Source organism: Paraburkholderia azotifigens (assembly GCF_007995085.1).
In the GTDB taxonomy this organism is placed as follows: domain Bacteria; phylum Pseudomonadota; class Gammaproteobacteria; order Burkholderiales; family Burkholderiaceae; genus Paraburkholderia; species Paraburkholderia azotifigens.
The window spans coordinates 1,419,152-1,436,778 of record NZ_VOQS01000003.1 but is presented as its reverse complement, the minus strand read 5'-3'; the positions used below and the strand labels follow the sequence as shown (position 1 = coordinate 1,436,778).

Sequence of the window (17,627 nt, the reverse complement as noted above, 5' to 3'; positions counted from 1 at the left end):
CGGCCCGCTTTTCGGCCCACTTATCGGCCCACTTATCGGCCCGCTTATCGGCCGCTTCTCGGCGCACCTACTGACGCACGACCGCGGGCGGCTGCCAGTTGCCGTCGCTGGCTTCGGGCTTCGGCGCGTACAGGCGCAGCACCAGCTGGAAATCGCCGCGCGGCGCGGGCAGCCAGTTCGACGCCTTGCGCGGTTTCGCCGCCGACACGGTCACGTCGACCGAACCATCCCGATTGCGCCGCACGCCGGACCTGTCGCCGACGGACGCGCGCGCCGGCGTGCTGTCGCCGAGCGCGCCGTCCTTCGTGTACGCGGTGACCGACCAGAAGCCGCGCACGGGCGGCACCTGGTTCGGCGCGAAGTGCATCACGTAACGGTTCGCGCCGTTCAGCGCATGGCCGTCGCTATCGAGCGCCACGTTGCCGCGCACTTCGTCGTCCTTCGTGCCGATGCCAGGCTGCGCGTAAGCCGCGTACGCGCGCAATGCATAGTCGGGGCCATAGTTCCCGACGCCGTCGCCGAACCAGCTCCAGCCGTTCGCCGTCAGCATGTTGTTGGGCGGCGTCGCGACACGCGTGCGGCCATCGGCGAGGCCGCCTGCGATCGCGTCGCCGGCTTTCGCGGGCAACGCGACCGGTTCGTCCGGTTTGACGCCGAGGTCCGACAGAAACTTGAGCGCGTGCGGGTCATCGGGCGACGGCGGATTGTCGGGCAGCAGTTGCGCGAAGCGGTCGAAGAAGCCTTTTGCGTCGAGGGCCGCGACCTGCTCGGTCGGCGTGCCCGGGTTCGCGTCGGCGGGCATGCTGCGCGGCGCAACCGACGCCGCCGACTCGTCGCCGACATAAACCGACAACGGCACGACGCGCACGCCGCGCTGCAGCTTGCGGATGGCCGTCAGGTCGCGCCCGCCGTTCGACTGGATCCGCACGTCGAGCCAGACGTTGCGCGTGGGCGCGTCGATACGTTTCACGCCCTTCGGCAAATCGCCCTTCCAGCCGGGCTTCGCGAACGCGACCGTCTGCGCCTTGATGCCGGACATGCGCGCCGTGCCCGGCGTATTCGTCGACCACAGCACGTTGGTCCACATGTCCAGCGCGCGCGCGTCAATATAGCGGCCCGCCGACGAAGGCAGCGACACGATCACCGGTTCATCGCCGACGTCGAGCCACGCGGTCGAATTGAGCGTGTCGATGCCGGGCGTCGGCGGATTGCGGGCGCCGACGGGCGGCAGCGCCGACGCGTGACGCAGCGTGTTGACAGGCGCCTGGCCGGGCCCGGTGCCGACGGCGGCGTCGCGCGCCGCGCCCATCAGCACGAGCGGATAGGCAAACACATAGGAGTCGGCGACTTCGTCCTTGATCCAGCCCGTGGGCTTGGGCGCCACGATGGGCGTCGACGAACACCCCGAGAGGAAGGCAATGCCTGCAAGCGCCGCGCAGGCCAACTGAAACGGAAACTGTTCTCGGCGATTTTTTATCATTCGATGAACCGCGGTCCTGGATGTCATCTCGAGCCAGGACGGGCCCGACCGCCGAGCCCCCGCCCGCGCCAGACTTGCCGAAATGTCCTGACATTCCTTTTCTGATCTCGGGTTTTAACTTATCCGCGTCGCGTCGGCAAGCGATAAGGCGAGAACGTGAGCGCCCATGCGAAATTTGCGGTACGTTTGGTCGTTTGGCGCCACGAAAGCCGCCGTTTTACTCACTGGAGCCGAGCCATGTATGTCCCCGCTCATTTCGAAGAAAACCGTCCTGAAACGCTCAGTCGGCTGATCGGCGAGCATCCGCTCGGTGCGCTCGTGACAGTCGGCCCGAACGGGCTCGACGCCAATCACATTCCGTTCGAGTTCGACGCCGACAAAGGTCCGCACGGCACCTTGCGCGCTCACGTCGCGCGCGCCAATCCCGTCTGGCAGGAAGCGGCCGGGCGGCCCGACGCCCTCGTGATCTTCCAGGGCCCGGCCGCCTACATCTCGCCGACGTGGTATCCGGGCAAACACGAGACGCACCGCCAGGTGCCGACCTACAACTATATGGTGGTGCACGCGCATGGCCGGATCGCGGCGCGCGACGACGAAGCGTTCGTGCGCGGGCTGGTCGCGCGGCTCACACGCAAGATGGAAGCGGGCGAACCTGTGCCGTGGAAGATGGGCGACGCACCCGCCGACTTCATCTCGCAGATGCTCGGCGCGATCGTCGGTATCGAAATCGAGGTGGCGAAACTGACGGGCAAATGGAAACTGGGCCAGAACAAGGCATCCGCCGACCGGCGCGGCGCCGCGGACGCACTTGCCAAACGGGACAGCGATGCGCAGCGCGCGGTGTCGGCGGCGATGCTGGCAGCGCCGCCCGCGCCCGACTGACGCTTTTTGCACGCCGACAGGCGAATCTGAAAACACCCCCTTGACCTTCCCATCATGGGAAGGTCGATACTGGTTCCAACGAACGATACGCCCTCGCGCGAACTGGAGCCCCGCAGCCATGACCGAACTCGCCACACCCCGCGCCACCGGCATATCCCGCCCGGCGGCCTCCCCGGAACTCGACATTCAGGGCATGACGTGCGCGTCGTGTGCGCTGCGCGTCGAGAAGGCGCTCGCGAAAGTGCCGGGCGTGGCACGCGCGTCGGTGAATCTGGCGACGGAAAAGGCCACCGTCGACGCCGACGCGTCCGTCGCCGTCGATACGCTCGTCAATGCCGTGCGCAAGGCCGGCTACGAAGCGCAGCCAGCGTACGGCGCAGCCCCGCCCGCGAGCGGTGCGGCAGCGACTGCCGAGCTTGCCGAACTTGCCGAACTTGCCGAACTTGCAATAGGCGGCATGACTTGCGCGGCCTGCTCGGGACGCGTGGAAAAGGCGCTCGCGCGCATCCCCGGCGTGACATCCGCGACCGTCAATCTCGCCACCGAAAAAGCGACCGTCACGACCAACGGCGCAGTCGGCGTCGATCAACTGATCGCGGCCATCACGAAAGCGGGCTATCAGGCAACGCCGCTATCCGCCGACGACACCACACCCGCCGCCGCCGAAGACAAGGACGCCGCCGCGCGCCAGGCTGTACGCCGCGAACTCGGCGCTGTCGCGGTCTGCGCGCTGCTGACGCTGCCGCTCATCGTGCCGATGTTCGCCGAGCCGCTCGGGCTGCACGCGATGCTGCCCGCCACGCTGCAACTCGCTCTCGCCAGCGTCGTCCAGTTCGTGTTCGGCGCGCGCTTCTACCGCGCCGCGTGGAAAGCCGTGCGCGCGTGGTCCGGGAACATGGATCTGCTGGTCGCGCTCGGCACGTCGGCGGCTTATGGCGTGAGCGTCTATCAGCTGGCGCTGCATCCCGGCGACACGATGCATCTGTACTTCGAGGCGTCGGCCGTCGTGATTACGTTGGTGCGCTTCGGCAAATGGCTCGAAGCGCGCGCGAAGCGCCAGACCACCGACGCGATCCGCGCGCTCAACGCGCTGCGGCCCGATCGCGCGCGCATCGTCGTCGGCACGGAAGAGCACGAGGTGCCGCTCGCGCAGGTGCGCGTTGGCATGACGGTCGCGATACGGCCGGGCGAACGCGTGCCCGTCGACGGATCGGTATTGCAAGGCCGCACGCATATCGACGAATCGCTGATCACGGGCGAGAGCCTGCCCGTGCCGAAACAGCCCGACGACCGCGTGACGGCCGGCTCGATCAACGGCGAAGGTGCGATCACGGTGACGACGACGGCCATCGGTGCGGAAACGACGCTCGCCCGCATCATCCGGCTCGTCGAAACGGCGCAGGCGGAGAAGGCGCCCATCCAGCGGCTGGTGGACCGCGTGAGCGAAATCTTCGTCCCGGCCATTCTGGCGATCGCGCTCGCTACGCTGCTCGGCTGGCTCGTGACGGGACACAGCGCGGAAACGGCGATCCTCAACGCGGTCGCGGTGCTGGTCATCGCCTGCCCGTGCGCGCTCGGCCTCGCCACGCCGACGGCGATCATGGCGGGCACGGGCGTTGCCGCGCGCCACGGCGTGCTGATCAAGGATGCGCAGGCGCTCGAAATCGCGCATCAGGTGCGCGTCGTCGCATTCGACAAAACGGGCACGCTGACGGTCGGCCAACCGTCCGTGACGGCGTTCGAGGCGGCGCAAGGCGTCGACCGGGCGCAGGCGCTCGCGCTTGCCGCGGCCGTGCAGCGGCACAGCGAGCATCCGCTGGCGAAGGCCGTCGTGAAAGCGTTCGACGCGCAAAGCGGCGGCGCGGCGCTTCTTCCCGGCAGCGACGCGCGCGCCGTCGCGGGGCGCGGCGTGGAAGCGGATATCGACGGCGAGACCTACGCGATCGGCAGCAGCCGCTGGCTCGCCGAGCTGAATGTCGCGCCGCAGCCCGCCCTCGTCGGCCGCGCGCGCGAACTCGAAGCGCAAGGCAACACGATTTCGTGGCTCATCAAGCGGGACAAAGCGGACGCACGGACTCAAACGCTCGCGCTGATCGCGTTCGGCGACACGCTCAAGCCAGGCGCACGCGCCGCAATCGAACGGCTGTCGCGGATGGGCGTGACGAGCGCGCTCGTGACGGGCGACAACGAAGGCAGCGCGAAAAGCGTCGCCGCGGCGCTCGGCATCGACGAAGTCCACGCGCAGGTGCTGCCGTCCGACAAGGCGCGCGTCGTGCACGATCTCAAGATCCGCACGTCGAGCGTGGTCGCGATGGCGGGCGACGGCATCAACGACGCGCCCGCGCTCGCCGCCGCGGACATCGGCATCGCGATGGCGACGGGCACCGACGTCGCGATGCACGCGGCCGGCATCACGCTGATGCGCGGCGATCCGGCGCTCGTCGCCGACGCCATCGACATCTCGCGCCGCACGTGGAACAAGATCCGCCAGAACCTGTTCTGGGCGTTCGTCTACAACCTGATCGGCATTCCGCTCGCCGCGTTCGGGCTGCTGAACCCGATGATCGCGGGCGCGGCAATGGCGTTTTCCAGCGTCAGCGTCGTGACGAACGCGCTCTTACTACGAACCTGGCGGTCTTCGCATTGATTTGAATCAAACTTCTACCTTTCAAAATTAAAGGAAGTCGATTGTCCTGCCGATAACAGGAATCAGGCTGCCCTCACGCGTCGCCCGCGACGCGTCAGCGCGGCTCCCTTCCCAATATCTGCAAGACCACACATGGATATCCTTTCTTTGCGCCGCGCCAGCGTGGGCGCCAGGCTCGCCATGCTCTCGTGCGCGCTCGTGGCTGTCATTTTTGCCGCATTTACATTTGCGGTGACGCGCACGGCCGGCACGCTGATCAGCGACCAGGTGCTGTCGCGCATAACCGAGAAAGATCGCTCGATCGCCGCGATGATCTCGCTGTTCGACAAGGCGCTTACCGCGGAAGTCGGCCGCTCGATGACGCTCTTCGCGAGCTTCCTGCCGCCGGACTACGCGCTCGACGAGACGCAGAAGATCGACATCGGCGGCACGCCGACGCCCGTCTTCAAGGCCGGCGACAAGGTGTTGAACAACGACTTCTCGATTCCCGATCAATTCCTCGCTCAAAGCGGCGCGATCGCGACGATTTTCGCGCGCACGGGCGACGACTTCGTGCGCGTGACGACCTCCCTGAAGAAGCAGGACGGCTCGCGCGCAATCGGCACGCTGCTCGACCGCAAGGGCCCCGCTTATGGTCCCGTCGCCGCGAACAAGACCTTTACGGGTCTCGCGACGCTGTTCGGCAAGCGCTACATCACGCAGTACAAACCCATTACCGACGCGAGCGGCAAGGTGATCGGCGCGCTGTTCGTCGGCGTCGATGTCGATACGCAGATCAAGTCGGTCGAAGACGGCATCCGCCAGCTGAAGATCGGCGACACGGGCTACTACTTCGTGATGAATGCGGCGAACGGCGCGGATCGCGGCAAGCTGATCGTGCATCCGGGTGCAGCGGGCCAGATGGGCGAAGAAAACGCCGCGCCGTACAAGCGCATGCTCGACGAGAAGGAAGGCCAGATCGAATATTCGAGCGCGGACGCGACGCTCGGCGAAACGGGCGCGCGGGACAAGTTCGTGTCGTTCGTCACAGTGCCCGAGTGGAACTGGCTGGTCGGCGGCGTCGCGAAGCGCGACGAAGTGATGGCTGACGTCGTCTCCACGCGTAACCGCTTCATGCTGATCGGCTTCGTGCTGGTCGGCGTGTTCGCCGTCGTGTTCCTGATCGCCGTGCGCCGCCTGGTGTCGCGCCCGCTCGACGAAGCAGCGAAGGCCTCGGAGCGTTTCGCGTCGGGCGATCTGAGCGTGCGCGTGTCGGCGAGCCACGACCGCCGCGCCGACGAAATCGGCCGTCTGATGCAGGCCATCGACGGCATCGGCGAAGGTCTGGCGCGCATCGTCACGCAAGTGCGCAGCGCGTCGACCGATATGACGGACGGCACGGCGAAGATCGCGGCCAGCAGCGAAGAGATCGCCTCGCGCATTGGCACGCAGGCCGCCAGCCTCGAAGAGACGGCGGCGAGCATGCAGGAAATCACGTCGACCGTGCAGCAGAACGCCGGTCACGCGGCGCAGGCGAACACGCTGGTGACGAGCGCATCGGAAGCCGCGCTCGACGGCGGCCGCGCGGTCGAACGCGTTGTCTCGACGATGGGCGAGATCAGCCAGTCGTCGAAGAAGATCGCGGACATCACGACCGTGATCGAAGGCATCGCGTTCCAGACCAACATTCTGGCGTTGAACGCAGCCGTCGAAGCGGCGCGCGCGGGCGAGCACGGCAAGGGCTTCGCGGTGGTCGCATCGGAAGTGCGCGCGCTCGCGCAGCGCAGCGCGGCGGCGGCGAAGGAAATCGAAGCGGTGATCGCGGAATCGACGGCGACGGTATCGAGCGGCTTCCGCATCGCCGAGGAAGCGAGCACGACGATGCGCGCGATCGTCGACCGCGTCGGCCAGGTGCAGACGATCATCGGCGAAATCAGCGTTGCTTCGAAAGAGCAGTCGAGCGGCATCGAGCAGGTCAACACGGCTGTCACGCAGATCGGCGAAGTGACGCAGCAGAACGCTGCGCTCGTCAGCGATGCCGAACAGGCGGCCGCCGATCTCAGCGCGCAGGCCGACAAGCTCGCCGAAGTCGTCTCCGTGTTCAAGCTCGGCGGACACAACTAGAAAGCCGCGGAAATGGCGCGGCGCCCCGTGCGCCGCGTCTAGAACTCGACGTCGAGTTCGTCGATTTCGTCGACTTCCTTCTGCGCATCGGCGATCCACTGCTGCATCTCGGGCAGCGCGAGGATGCGCTCCCCGTAAGCGACGATATCCGGATCGAGCTGCACGTCATACGTGACGAAGCGCGTCACGACGGGCGCGTACATCGCGTCCGCGGCGCAACGCTCGCCAAACAGATACGGCCCGCCGTATTCCTCCAGACAATCGCGCCAGATCGTCACGATCCGGTCGATATCGGACTGCGCGCGCGCCCACACCTTGAAGCCCGGAAAGTGCGCTTTCAGGTTCATCGGCAACGCCGAGCGCAACGAACTGAAACCCGAATGCATTTCGCCGCAGATCGCGCGGCAATGCGCGCGCGCCTTGCGATCCTTCGGCAACAGTCCGGCTTCCGGGCGCACTTCGTTCAGGTATTCGGCGATCGCGAGCGTGTCCCACACCTTGATGCCGTCGTGTACGAGACAGGGCACGAGTATCGACGGCGACAGCAGCAGCAGTTCGGCGCGTGCGGCGGGATCGTCGACGGGCATCACGATCTCGTCGAACGGCAGGCCGCTGAACTTCGCCAGCAGCCAGCCGCGCAGCGACCACGAAGAATAGTTGCGGCTGCTGATGGTCAGCGTGTTCGCCATTGCTTCGCTCCATGAAGGATCATCGCGCTGCGATTCGGCGCTCGCGATGCACGATACCGGGCATGCACGCACCAATTCGCGGCACAGCCGGCACCTTGCGCAGTGAAGCGCAAGGGCTATGCCAACGGATGGGTCCCGCAGGTCATTCCGTCGACGCCGCTCGCCGCTTCATTGGCATATGACTTGCCTCTCCTCGCGCCAGGTTCTCATTTTGTGCGAAAGCCATGAATCCGCTCGCTTATCCGGCGTACCAGGCGTTCGCCAACTTCATGCTGCCGCTGCGTCACGGCGCGTCTCTGGTGCGCGGCGCGCTCGACGCATGGCCCGACTACGCAGCCGCGCCGTCTGGCCGGACGCTGCGTGCATCGGCCGATCTGCTGACGCTCGCGGGCCTCACGCATGCGCGTCCGCCGTTCGGTATCCGCAGCGTCGAAGTCGAAGGACAGCCGGTCGACGTGCTCGAAGAGGTCGTGCAGTCCACGCCCTTCTGTTCGCTGCTGCATTTCCGCAAACACGCGTCGTTCGACGTGCCGCAGCCGCGCGTGCTCGTAATCGCGCCGATGTCGGGCCACTTCGCGACGCTCCTGCGCGGCACAGTGCGTACGATGCTCGCCGAGCACGACGTCTACATCACCGACTGGCACAATCCGCGCGACGTGCCGCTGTCGGCGGGACGCTTTGGCTTCGACGAGTTCGTGCAGCACGTGATCGACTTCACCGACACGATCGGTCAGGGCACGCATCTGCTCGCCGTGTGTCAGCCGACCGTCGCCGCGCTCGCCGCCGTCGCGCTGATGGCCGCCGACGATCACCCCGCGCAACCTGCCAGCATGACGCTGATGGCGGGTCCGATCGACACGCGCGTGAACCCGACGCGTGTCAACGAGCTGGCGAAGAGCAAGCCGATCGAATGGTTCGAGCAGAATCTGATCAGCGCCGTGCCGTTCGGCTTTCAGGGCGCGTTCCGGCGCGTCTATCCGGGTTTCGTGCAGTTGAACGCGTTCATGTCGATGAATCTCGAACGGCATCTGGAGTCGTTCGAAACGATGTATCACGAGCAGTCGAAAGGTGACGCGGAAAAAGCCGAAGCCATTCGTGTCTTCTATGAAGAGTATTTCGCAACGATGGATCTGACGGCCGACTTTTACCTCGAAACCGTCGACACCGTCTTTCAGCGGCATGCGCTGCCGCTGCATGAACTGGAAGTGAGAGGACGGCGCGTCGAGCCTTCGAAGATCAGGCGCACCGCGCTATTCACGGTGGAGGGCGAGCGCGACGACATTTGCGCCGTCGGGCAGACGCTCGCCGCGCAGGATCTGTGCGACAGGCTTCGGCCGTATCTGAAGACGCATCATGTGCAGACGGGCGTCGGGCACTATGGCGTGTTCAATGGGCAGCGCTGGGAACAGCAGATCTACCCGCGCATTCGCGCCGTGATTCACGACAACGAGCCGCGCGCCGTGCCCGTGAGCGCGCGCGGCGTGCAACGCTCGATGACGCTCGCGCCTGCGGCGGCGTCGAGCGCCGCGTCGCCGGCGGGCACGACGCCCGCCGCCACGGAAGCCGCCGACGTCGATCTGTCATCCGACGAAGCCGCCACGGAATGAACCCGGATGCAGGCGAGAGTCAGGCTGTCGGACGAATCATCTGGAACATGTCGCCGATCTGCGCGTAGTCGGCCCGATAGCCCGCGCGCATGATCGGCTGAGCGGCGTGCGTATCGAACAGGCCGTCCTTCAGATACGCCTTCTGGATATGCACGCCGACCACCTGGCCGAGCGCGAGCCAGTTGTCCATCGGCACGCCGTTCAGGTCGTGCAACTGCACGACTTGCAGCAGCTTGCACTCGAGCGCAGCCGGCGATTCGCCGACATGAGGCACCGTCACGTTGCGCCCCGCGACGGCCGTGAGGCCCGACAACGCGAACTCGTCGACTTCGGGTCCGACAGGCGCGGACGTGCGGTTCATTTGCTCGGCGAGCGGCCGCGTCGCGAGATTCCAGACGAATTCGCGCGTCGCTTCGATGTTGCGGATGCTGTCCTTGCGGCCCTCGCTGGAGAAACCGATGATCGACGGAAACGTGGCAAATGCGCCGAAGAAGCTGTATGGCGCAAGATTCAGCTGGCCGCTCGCCGAGCGCGTCGAAACCCAGCCGATCAGGCGCGGCGCCACGATCGCCTTGAACGGGTCATGGGGCAGACCGTGGCCTGCGGCGGGATCGTAGAAATAAACGTCCGACATGATGTCGCTCTGGTTGGGGTTCACGATGTGCGGCGGCGCCGCGTTCCTGGCTCAGCTCTTTCCGTTCGACTGGATCACGCGCTTGCGTCCTGCCTCGACCTTCGCGGCCTGCTCGTCGTCCCAATCGTAAAAGCCCGCGCCGCTGCATACGCCGACACGGCCCGCCTGCACCTGTTCGCGCAGCAGATCGAGCACGTCTTCGTCCTTCGCAAGTGCGGGCACCAGGTGACTGCCGATATCGACGAACGTGTCGAGGCCGCCCATGTCCGCGCCGTCGAAGGGTCCGACAATGCCCCAGCGCTTGCCGGGGCGACGACTTCATCACGCGGTCGACGACATCGGGTTTCTTGCTGTGTTGTCGGCCGAAACCGGCAAGCATAGCGCAGCACAGGGTATCTCCGACGCCGGATGCGACAAGGCCGGCGCGCTCGTGCGAGCGGCCGGCCCTGATTCATCGTCACGACGTCGGTTCAGACGCCGCGATGCGTGCCGTCAGCGCATCAGTATCAGTAGTAGCGCGCCGGCGGCGGACGGTGGCCATGATCGTGGTACGGGTCACGCTCGTGCGGGTGATGACGCATCCATTCGTCGTGTGCCCAGTAGCGGTGACCATCCCAGTAACGGTCGCCGTGCCAGCCGATATTGACCTGCACGCCGACGGGCATCATGTGCGGCTGCGCGTAGTCAGGTGCGTGCTGCGCGAAGGCGCTGCCGGCGCCGAGCAGAGCACCACCCGCGATCAGCACGGCGACGATCGAACGCGAAGTCTTCTTAAAGGCATTCATGGCTATTCTCCCTTTCGAGTTTCGTTGCGAGCGACGGCTGGTTCGACCAGGACGGTCTTGAGATTTACGCCGTTCGCTTGAAACCCACTTTAGCGGCGCAGAACTTTCACAGACGTGAGGACTTGTAAGCGCACATTTCACAAACAGTCGTCGTCGGACGGTGGTGGCCGCGGGGATCTGCCGCGTTTTCAGAAGGCCGCATGCGGGCAGGTTTTCCATGACGGCCCGTTTCGGTTAAAGCCGCCGTTACATTCATTTCGGTCGCGAAATAATGAGCGGCAGATTGTGACGACGCGCGCGACGACGTAAGCGCGATTTCCCGGCTGAAAAAACAAAGCCCGGCAAGGCCGGGCTTTTCAGTTCGCCGCTTCTGGATGGCGGCGAGATGCGCAGTGCAACGTCTTTTTGTTTCGACGTCTAGCCGATTAGTCGGTCAGACGGATGCCGAACAAGGTTGCTTGGGACTTGCGAACACGCTCCGCTTCGCGATGACGTGCTTCGTACGAATAATCCGAATCCAGAGGCAAGTGAGGCGACGCGAAGAGGTCGCTAACCTTTTGGAACAGCGCGAAAAGATAGTTCATGGCGACTCCCGGTTGGTTGGTGATTCAGGGTTTTCCCTTAAGAAGAAGTATAGGGTTTTCCCTAGATATTCGCTAGTGCAATGCAGCAATTTTTTGATGTGGTCGTTCGCCGCAGGGCGGATTCATCTGTATTGCATCGCAGCATCACGATCGGATGTGCCTTCCAGACCTGCCCCTGTTTTGGAAAACCTCGATGCGTGAATACAACGGCCGCCTCTTGCCGGTCCCAAGCGCCTCAAAAAACAGACGGTTAGTTGCTTTCTTAATCTCAAATGCGGTGAGGAAGGCCAGCCGCCCGGACGAGCAGCTGGCTTCGAGAGACTTAGTGAGTGTGCGCTGACTTACGCTGTTGAACGTGGTGCGCGCGGCTGGTGTGCGCTTCCGCGGGCCTGGCAGCCGGCGCTGCCGGCACGGGTGCAGGCGCCACGGGCGCGGGAGGCTGAGCGCTGACGGGAAGGCTCGTCGTCGACGAATCGGTGTCGAGCAATGTCGCCAGCGTGGCTTGCTGATTCAGCAGCATCTGCTCGATGCGCTGTTCGTGCGCGGTCGACTGACGCGCGAGGCGAAACAGCAAGATCGTCTGCGTGATGCCGATCGCGATCGACATCAGCAACGCGCACACGACGATCGTCAGCATCCATTTCATGCGCCGCGTGTGGTCAGCAGCGGCGCGGCGCTGATCGGCGATCACCCCGTAGAGCGCATCGACGGTGTCGGCGAACGCGGTCGCGCGGGCGTGATCCAGCTCGGGCGTCGCACGCTGCACGTGTGTCTGCGGCGGCGCGAAGTGGCCAGCAGCACGCGCGGGTTGCGCGACTGACGCGGTCGTGCTGACGCCAGGCGTGGACGCATCGGAAGGCGCACCCGGCGCGTCGGCCTCATCTGCCGACGTCGCGGATTGGTCAAAAGCGGGCGCTGCGGGACGCTGCTGTGCGCTGTCCTCTGCCGGAGACTTCGCGTTTCGGGCATCCGCGGAATCGTTCGGGGGCGGCACCTGACGCAGCGCCGCGACGCTGCGCGCGACGCTCACGGCCGCCAGCGACGCAGCCTGTGCCGGCGCATCCGGTTTCGCGGCGGTATCGCTGTCGACGGAAACGGGCGCCGGCCCTTCGCCGCCGTCCGCGCCGGTATCGATCACCATCTGCCTGTTGTGCGGATCAGCAGCCGCCGACTGATCTTTCGACGCTGCCGCGCCCCGCGCCGCACGCGCACCCGCCTTGCCTTCCGCCGAACCCGCCGCAAAACCGACGCCATCCGGCGCCCCGACAGCCGCCAGCACGACATCGGGCAGTTCGAAGCCCTGCAGCGTGCCTTGTCGCACATCGATGTTGAGCGCCTGCTGCTCGGCGCGCGCGGTGTCGTCGGGGAAGAGGTCGAGGGTGCTGACGTCGCGCGCGGCGTCGCTCAGTTGCGCGAGGCGTTGTGCCGAGCGCGCGGCGCGGGCCAGCTTGTTTTCGGTTTCGGGTGAGACGGTCGATGCGCGCGGCTTCTGCGAACGGGCGCGCGCCGGACGGGCAATCGTGGATTCTGCGGAGTCGGCCATGTAGGAAAAGCGGGAACGCAGCGTTCGTCGCCTGTCAGGGCGGCCGTCACCACTGCCATCGGTGTTTTTCTAGAGCCGGCATTGTCTCACGCAAAGAGGGACACAGAAACGAGCGGAGCGGCCCCAGACGGCTTTTCACGCCGGTTCCCCGTTGTCCCGAAACTCCTTCACGCCCGGCAGCGCGCGCAACTGCTCGCAAATCGCCTTGATTTCCAGCGACGACACACGGTGCAGCGTGATCATCACCTCATCCATCTGCGGATCGTCGTCGCTCTGCTGCATCACGAACTGCTTGACGCGCGGGCTCGCCGGGCCGAGCGCTTCGTGCAGCGAATGGAACGTCATCGCGCCGCGCTCGACCAGCAGCGTCAGCTGGCGCCGTTGCTTGACCGTGATGAAGCGCTTCTCGATCGGTTTGATCCCGGCCAGGATGATCCGCACGATGATCGTCGCGGCAATCGACGCGGTGTACAATCCGCCGCCAACGGCCAGCCCGACGGCAGCGACGGACCAGAGGCTCGCGGCTGTCGTCAGGCCGCGGATGATCTCGCCGCGCAACAGGATCGAGCCGGCGCCGAGAAAGCCGATGCCGGACACGACCTGCGCGGCGACCCGCGACGGGTCCAGCACGACGTGATCGGTGCCGGGCACATCGGCAAAGCCGAATGCCGACACGATCATGATCAGCGCCGAGCCGACGCACACGAGCATATGCGTGCGCAGTCCCGCGGCCCACGAAAGCCGCTCGCGTTCGAAGCCGATCACGCTGCCGGGCACCGCCGCGAGCACGAGCCGGGAAATGAGTTCCATATTGGTGATCAAATCGTTCTCCCCGTGATGTCGCCGATTCACGTTGCCTTACGGGGCTTCGGCAGCGATGCCCGGTGTACGCGGATTGCCTTATGCTGAAAGCCCGGCGCGTGCGCCATTCATCCTTCTTTCGACGTCCGCACCATGAACGCAACCGCCACTACGCCTGAACTTGCAGCTGCGCTGCGCGACCACTTTGCGCGCGTCATCCTGCCGATCTGGCGCGGACCGGGGTTCAACGCGGCGCTCGGACTGCCGTATGAAGCCGTCGGCGCCGACGGACGCACGCCGCTGCCCGCCGCCCGCTATCGCGCGATGGCCTGCGCCCGGCAGATGTTCGTCTTCGCGCTCGCAGGCGAGATGCAGCATGCGCGGCGTCTGTTCGAGTCGCTGAACCGTCTGTTCCGGGACAGCACGCATGGCGGGTGGTTCTACAGCGTAGACGCACACGGCTTACCGCTCGACACCACCAAGGATCTGTACACGCACGCATTCGTCGTGTTCGCGTGCGCCGAGTACGGCGCGCGCTCGGGCGATGGCGATGCGTTGCGCATCGTGCACGAGGCGTCGTCGCTGATCGAAGACCGCTTTGCCGCCGGCCAGGGCTTGCTGCACGCTGCCCTCGCCGCCGATTTTTCGACAACGGGCGGCATGCCCTTGCAAAACCCGCTGATGCATCTGACGGAGGCCTGGCTCGCAGCGCGCGCGGCCACGGGCGATGCCGCTTTCGATACCGCGCTCGCCAAGCTCGGCACTGCAATCGCGCGCACATTCGTGCATGAACCGACGGGCTGCATCGCCGAACTGCCCGTAGGCAGCGCGGACAACCGGCTCGAGCCGGGTCATCAGTTCGAATGGTTCTGGCTCGTGCAGCAGGCGGGCGACGTGCTTGCCGGTTCGGGTCTGCGCGACGCGCTTGCCCGAGCATTCATGTTCGCGCATGAACGAGGCATCGACGCCGCGACGGGCGGCGTGCATGCGGCACTCGACGAAGCGGGCGACGTCAAGGATTCAACGCAGCGCATCTGGGCGCAGACGGAGTATCTGCGCGCGCTGGCCGTGCACAACGACGCTGCCGTGCGCGCCGTGCTGCCGCAGCAGATCGAACGGTTCCGGACGCGCTTTCTGAACGCGCAAGGCTGGGTCGAAAGCAAGACACAAACGGGCGAAGTCTCGCGCGAAGACATGCCGTCGACGACGCCGTATCATCTCGCGACCGCTTACGCAGCGTTGCCCGGAGCCTGACCGGACGCAACGGCGCGCAGAAAGACGAAAGCCCGCGAAGCATGTCGCTTCGCGGGCTTTTTCATGTGGGTTTCTGCGCGATGCCGCCCGTCAGACCGTCAGCGGCGCACCCATCGCAGGCTGCAGCGCGGCGCGCGCACGATGCGAGTTCAGCACGACATCGGAAATCTCGAACGACGAGACGGCGTCCTTCAGCTGGCGCGTCTGCTGATGCAGCGACGACGCTGCCGCCGCGGCTTCCTCGACGAGCGCCGCGTTCTGCTGCGTCATCTCGTCCATCTGCACGACGGCCTGATTGACCTGCTCGATGCCCGTGCTCTGCTCCAGCGACGACGCGCTGATCTCGGCCATCATCTGCGTGACGCGCGAAATCGAATCCGATACGTTGCGCATCGCTTCGCCGGCACGCTCGACCAGCACCGAGCCGCCCTGAATTTCGGCGACCGATTCGCTGATCAGCTCCTTGATTTCCTTCGCCGACTGCGCGCTGCGCTGCGCGAGCCCGCGCACTTCGCCTGCGACCACGGCAAAGCCGCGTCCCTGCTCGCCTGCGCGCGCCGCTTCGACGGCCGCGTTCAACGCGAGGATGTTGGTCTGGAAGGCGATTCCGTCGATCACCGTGATGATTTCGGCAATGCGATCCGAACTCTGCGCGATGCCCTGCATCTTCGAGACGACCTGGTTGACGACATTGCTGCCGTGCGACGTTGCATCGAGTGCCGTCTCGGCCAGCGCGTTCGCTTCGCGCGCGTGGTCCGCATTCTGGCGCACCGTTGCCGTCAGTTCTTCCATGCTCGATGCCGTTTCTTCGAGCGACGCGGCCTGATTTTCGGTGCGCGCCGACAGATCGGCGTTGCCCGTGGCGATTTCGTCGGCGCCGATGTAGATCGAATCCGCCGCTTCGCGCACGGTCTTCACAGTGCGCGCGACGCTCGCCTGCATCACCGACAGACCCGAGAACAGACGGCCGATTTCGTTCGTGCCGCGCTCTTCGATCGGCTGGTTCAGACGGCCTTGCGCGATGCGCTCGAAATGGCGGCCCGCTTCTTCCAGCGGCCCCACGACGCCGCGCCGCAGCGCCACGTACACGCCCGCCGTACCCGCCAGCAGCAGCGCGATGATCACGATGCCGACCGAGCGGAACAGCGTCTGATGCGCGTCGATCGAATCGAGCGACTCACGGCCCGTTGCATCGCCGAATTGCGTAAAGGTGTGCAGTTCCGCCAGATATGCGTCCTGCATGCCTTGCGTGGGCTGATCGAGGAACGCCTGGATGTTGCCGGCGTCGAGGTATTGCGCCAGTTCGCCGAGCGCCGTGTGGATTTTCTGGTACTTCTCGTTGAGCGCGGCAGCGCGCGCGCTGTTTTCGTCGTTGAGTTTGGGGGCGTTCATGAACGCCGTGAACGAGCGGTCTGCGGCGGCGAGCTGCTCGCGCGCGTGCTGGACCATTTCGGTCGGTACGGTACCGCCGCGCACCATCCGCGTGCCGGCGCGCGACAGGTTGATACGCGCGTCCATCAGGTTCTGCGTCGTCTCATTGACGGCATTGACCTGACGCAGCGCGACGTTCGCGAGGTCCTGCACGTCGTCGTGCGTGCGGGTCATCGACCAGAAACCGAGCCCCTCCGTCACCAGCTGGAAAATACAGAACGCGGCTAGAACGCATAACAAGCCGGAAGCGACTTTGATCTTGCTGAACATCGAGACACCTGAATTGCTGAATTGCTGAAGGAGGACGGGCATGCACCCGGGTTTACGGCAGTGCTTTGGGGCAGCTTGAGCGTCGAACGAGAAAATTCCTGACGTGTAAGCATTTCGGAGGCTTACGCACGGCGTTTGCGTCGTTTTGCACAATAATCGGTGCGCGATGCTTCGAATTCCCTTGACGTGCCGCATGAGCGCTTCCTAGAGTGGGGACATCGGCACGCGGGCTGCACCCGAAGGAACGACGATGACAGATCTACTCGACCGGGCGCGTGGCGCGTTGCACGCCCAGCCGTTCAGCGTGTTGCTCGGCACGGAGTTGATGTATGTGGGCGCGAACGAGCTGACGCTGTGTCTGCCGATCCGCGACGAGTTGCGGCAACAGCATGGCTTCGTGCATGGCGGGGTGATCAGCTATCTCGCCGACAATGCGCTGACCTTTGCGGGTGCTCTTGCGCTTGGGCCAAGAGTCGTGACGGGTGAATACAAGATCAACTATCTGCGGCCGGCTGTGAACGGGGTGCTGATGGCTCGCGCCGAAGTGGTTTATGTTGCTCGCCAGCAGGCGACTTGTCAGTGCGATGTCTTTGTCACCGATGGGGATAGGGAACGGCTTATCGCCGTCGCGCAGGGGACTATTAATCGGATTGGGGATGGGGTTGAGCAGGAGTGAGGTTTTTTGTCTGCGACGCAGTCGCCATTATTTGATTTTTCGGTTTTTTCGTTTTTTGGTTTTTGGTTTTTGCTGCGCTGGCATCCGCGAATTCGTATCGGTGCCTCACGCGTTGCCCCTGTGCGGGGCGGCACTTACTTTCTTTGCCGCCGCAAAGAAAGTAAGGGAATCTCTGCAAAAGTCCTGGCATTGACGTGAGCTTGGACTATCCTGGGATCAGGAGAATTCATGGAGTGGCGTG

The 17,627-nt window shown here is 65.2% G+C and carries 15 protein-coding genes and 1 pseudogene; 7 read left to right on the top strand and 9 right to left on the bottom strand.

Annotation, left to right across the window (positions count from 1 at the left end; all coding sequences use genetic code 11):
• Positions 1-67: 67 nt before the first annotated feature.
• Positions 68-1,480, bottom strand: a complete 1,413-nt coding sequence (locus FRZ40_RS23705; protein WP_147235784.1) for a DUF1254 domain-containing protein — start codon at positions 1,478-1,480, stop codon at positions 68-70.
• A gap of 237 nt (positions 1,481-1,717) precedes the next feature.
• On the opposite strand from FRZ40_RS23705, the gene FRZ40_RS23700 reads away from it, so the two are divergent.
• From FRZ40_RS23700 to FRZ40_RS23690, 3 genes are all read left to right on the top strand, one after another.
• Positions 1,718-2,362 carry an FMN-binding negative transcriptional regulator gene (locus FRZ40_RS23700; RefSeq protein ID WP_147235783.1) on the top strand — a complete coding sequence of 215 codons (645 nt, stop codon included), beginning with the start codon at positions 1,718-1,720 and terminating at the stop codon, positions 2,360-2,362.
• Between the two features lie 118 nt (positions 2,363-2,480).
• Positions 2,481-5,009, top strand: coding sequence for a heavy metal translocating P-type ATPase (locus tag FRZ40_RS23695; protein WP_147235782.1), 2,529 nt, complete (start codon positions 2,481-2,483; stop codon positions 5,007-5,009).
• 132 nt (positions 5,010-5,141) lie between these two features.
• A complete protein-coding gene (locus FRZ40_RS23690) occupies positions 5,142-7,112 on the top strand; it encodes a methyl-accepting chemotaxis protein (RefSeq protein ID WP_147235781.1) in 1,971 nt (656 codons plus the stop codon).
• 38 nt (positions 7,113-7,150) lie between these two features.
• Here the strand turns inward: FRZ40_RS23690 and FRZ40_RS23685 are convergent, their stop codons facing one another.
• Complete coding sequence (locus FRZ40_RS23685) at positions 7,151-7,801, bottom strand: glutathione S-transferase family protein (protein ID WP_028370355.1); 651 nt, start codon at positions 7,799-7,801, stop codon at positions 7,151-7,153.
• A gap of 224 nt (positions 7,802-8,025) precedes the next feature.
• Here FRZ40_RS23685 and FRZ40_RS23680 point away from each other — a divergent pair, with 224 nt between their 5' ends.
• Entirely contained in the window at positions 8,026-9,408 is a 1,383-nt protein-coding gene (locus FRZ40_RS23680) for a polyhydroxyalkanoate depolymerase (protein ID WP_147235780.1), read from the top strand.
• Between the two features lie 19 nt (positions 9,409-9,427).
• On the opposite strand, the gene FRZ40_RS23675 is transcribed toward FRZ40_RS23680, so the two are convergent.
• The 6 genes and pseudogenes from FRZ40_RS23675 to FRZ40_RS23655 all read right to left on the bottom strand — a co-directional run bounded on the left by FRZ40_RS23675 (position 9,428) and on the right by FRZ40_RS23655 (position 13,776).
• On the bottom strand, positions 9,428-10,042 hold the full coding sequence (locus FRZ40_RS23675) for a flavin reductase family protein (protein WP_147235779.1): 615 nt from the start codon (positions 10,040-10,042) through the stop codon (positions 9,428-9,430).
• A gap of 51 nt (positions 10,043-10,093) precedes the next feature.
• A pseudogene (locus tag FRZ40_RS23670) lies at positions 10,094-10,388 on the bottom strand (3-hydroxyacyl-CoA dehydrogenase family protein); the annotation flags it as partial.
• Between the two features lie 160 nt (positions 10,389-10,548).
• Positions 10,549-10,827, bottom strand: coding sequence for a hypothetical protein (locus FRZ40_RS23665; RefSeq protein ID WP_147235778.1), 279 nt, complete (start codon positions 10,825-10,827; stop codon positions 10,549-10,551).
• A 425-nt stretch (positions 10,828-11,252) separates the two neighbouring features.
• On the bottom strand, positions 11,253-11,411 hold the full coding sequence (locus tag FRZ40_RS44460; RefSeq protein WP_167528687.1) for a hypothetical protein: 159 nt from the start codon (positions 11,409-11,411) through the stop codon (positions 11,253-11,255).
• A 322-nt stretch (positions 11,412-11,733) separates the two neighbouring features.
• Positions 11,734-12,954, bottom strand: a complete 1,221-nt coding sequence (locus FRZ40_RS23660) for a hypothetical protein (RefSeq protein WP_147235777.1) — start codon at positions 12,952-12,954, stop codon at positions 11,734-11,736.
• Between the two features lie 135 nt (positions 12,955-13,089).
• Positions 13,090-13,776, bottom strand: coding sequence for an MgtC/SapB family protein (locus tag FRZ40_RS23655; RefSeq protein WP_147235776.1), 687 nt, complete (start codon positions 13,774-13,776; stop codon positions 13,090-13,092).
• Between the two features lie 132 nt (positions 13,777-13,908).
• Here FRZ40_RS23655 and FRZ40_RS23650 point away from each other — a divergent pair, with 132 nt between their 5' ends.
• Complete coding sequence (locus tag FRZ40_RS23650; protein WP_147235775.1) at positions 13,909-15,009, top strand: AGE family epimerase/isomerase; 1,101 nt, start codon at positions 13,909-13,911, stop codon at positions 15,007-15,009.
• 90 nt (positions 15,010-15,099) lie between these two features.
• On the opposite strand, the gene FRZ40_RS23645 is transcribed toward FRZ40_RS23650, so the two are convergent.
• Positions 15,100-16,710: a methyl-accepting chemotaxis protein gene (locus FRZ40_RS23645; protein ID WP_147235774.1), complete on the bottom strand. Its 1,611-nt coding sequence runs from the start codon at positions 16,708-16,710 to the stop codon at positions 15,100-15,102.
• A 250-nt stretch (positions 16,711-16,960) separates the two neighbouring features.
• Here FRZ40_RS23645 and FRZ40_RS23640 point away from each other — a divergent pair, with 250 nt between their 5' ends.
• Entirely contained in the window at positions 16,961-17,386 is a 426-nt protein-coding gene (locus FRZ40_RS23640; protein WP_028370347.1) for a PaaI family thioesterase, read from the top strand.
• Positions 17,387-17,392: 6 nt separating this feature from the next.
• Positions 17,393-17,584: a hypothetical protein gene (locus tag FRZ40_RS23635; protein ID WP_147235773.1), complete on the top strand. Its 192-nt coding sequence runs from the start codon at positions 17,393-17,395 to the stop codon at positions 17,582-17,584.
• The last annotated feature ends 43 nt before the right edge of the window (positions 17,585-17,627 follow it).

What these genes read in the sequence shown, in the direction of transcription:
- FRZ40_RS23705 (WP_147235784.1), bottom strand. Translation starts at nt 1,480, where the DNA reads ATGATAAAAAATCGCCGAGAACAGTTTCCGTTTCAGTTGGCCTGCGCG.
- FRZ40_RS23700 (WP_147235783.1), top strand. Translation starts at nt 1,718, where the DNA reads ATGTATGTCCCCGCTCATTTCGAAGAAAACCGTCCTGAAACGCTCAGT.
- FRZ40_RS23695 (WP_147235782.1), top strand. Translation starts at nt 2,481, where the DNA reads ATGACCGAACTCGCCACACCCCGCGCCACCGGCATATCCCGCCCGGCG.
- FRZ40_RS23690 (WP_147235781.1), top strand. Translation starts at nt 5,142, where the DNA reads ATGGATATCCTTTCTTTGCGCCGCGCCAGCGTGGGCGCCAGGCTCGCC.
- FRZ40_RS23685 (WP_028370355.1), bottom strand. Translation starts at nt 7,801, where the DNA reads ATGGCGAACACGCTGACCATCAGCAGCCGCAACTATTCTTCGTGGTCG.
- FRZ40_RS23680 (WP_147235780.1), top strand. Translation starts at nt 8,026, where the DNA reads ATGAATCCGCTCGCTTATCCGGCGTACCAGGCGTTCGCCAACTTCATG.
- FRZ40_RS23675 (WP_147235779.1), bottom strand. Translation starts at nt 10,042, where the DNA reads ATGTCGGACGTTTATTTCTACGATCCCGCCGCAGGCCACGGTCTGCCC.
- FRZ40_RS23665 (WP_147235778.1), bottom strand. Translation starts at nt 10,827, where the DNA reads ATGAATGCCTTTAAGAAGACTTCGCGTTCGATCGTCGCCGTGCTGATC.
- FRZ40_RS44460 (WP_167528687.1), bottom strand. Translation starts at nt 11,411, where the DNA reads ATGAACTATCTTTTCGCGCTGTTCCAAAAGGTTAGCGACCTCTTCGCG.
- FRZ40_RS23660 (WP_147235777.1), bottom strand. Translation starts at nt 12,954, where the DNA reads ATGGCCGACTCCGCAGAATCCACGATTGCCCGTCCGGCGCGCGCCCGT.
- FRZ40_RS23650 (WP_147235775.1), top strand. Translation starts at nt 13,909, where the DNA reads ATGAACGCAACCGCCACTACGCCTGAACTTGCAGCTGCGCTGCGCGAC.
- FRZ40_RS23645 (WP_147235774.1), bottom strand. Translation starts at nt 16,710, where the DNA reads ATGTTCAGCAAGATCAAAGTCGCTTCCGGCTTGTTATGCGTTCTAGCC.
- FRZ40_RS23640 (WP_028370347.1), top strand. Translation starts at nt 16,961, where the DNA reads ATGACAGATCTACTCGACCGGGCGCGTGGCGCGTTGCACGCCCAGCCG.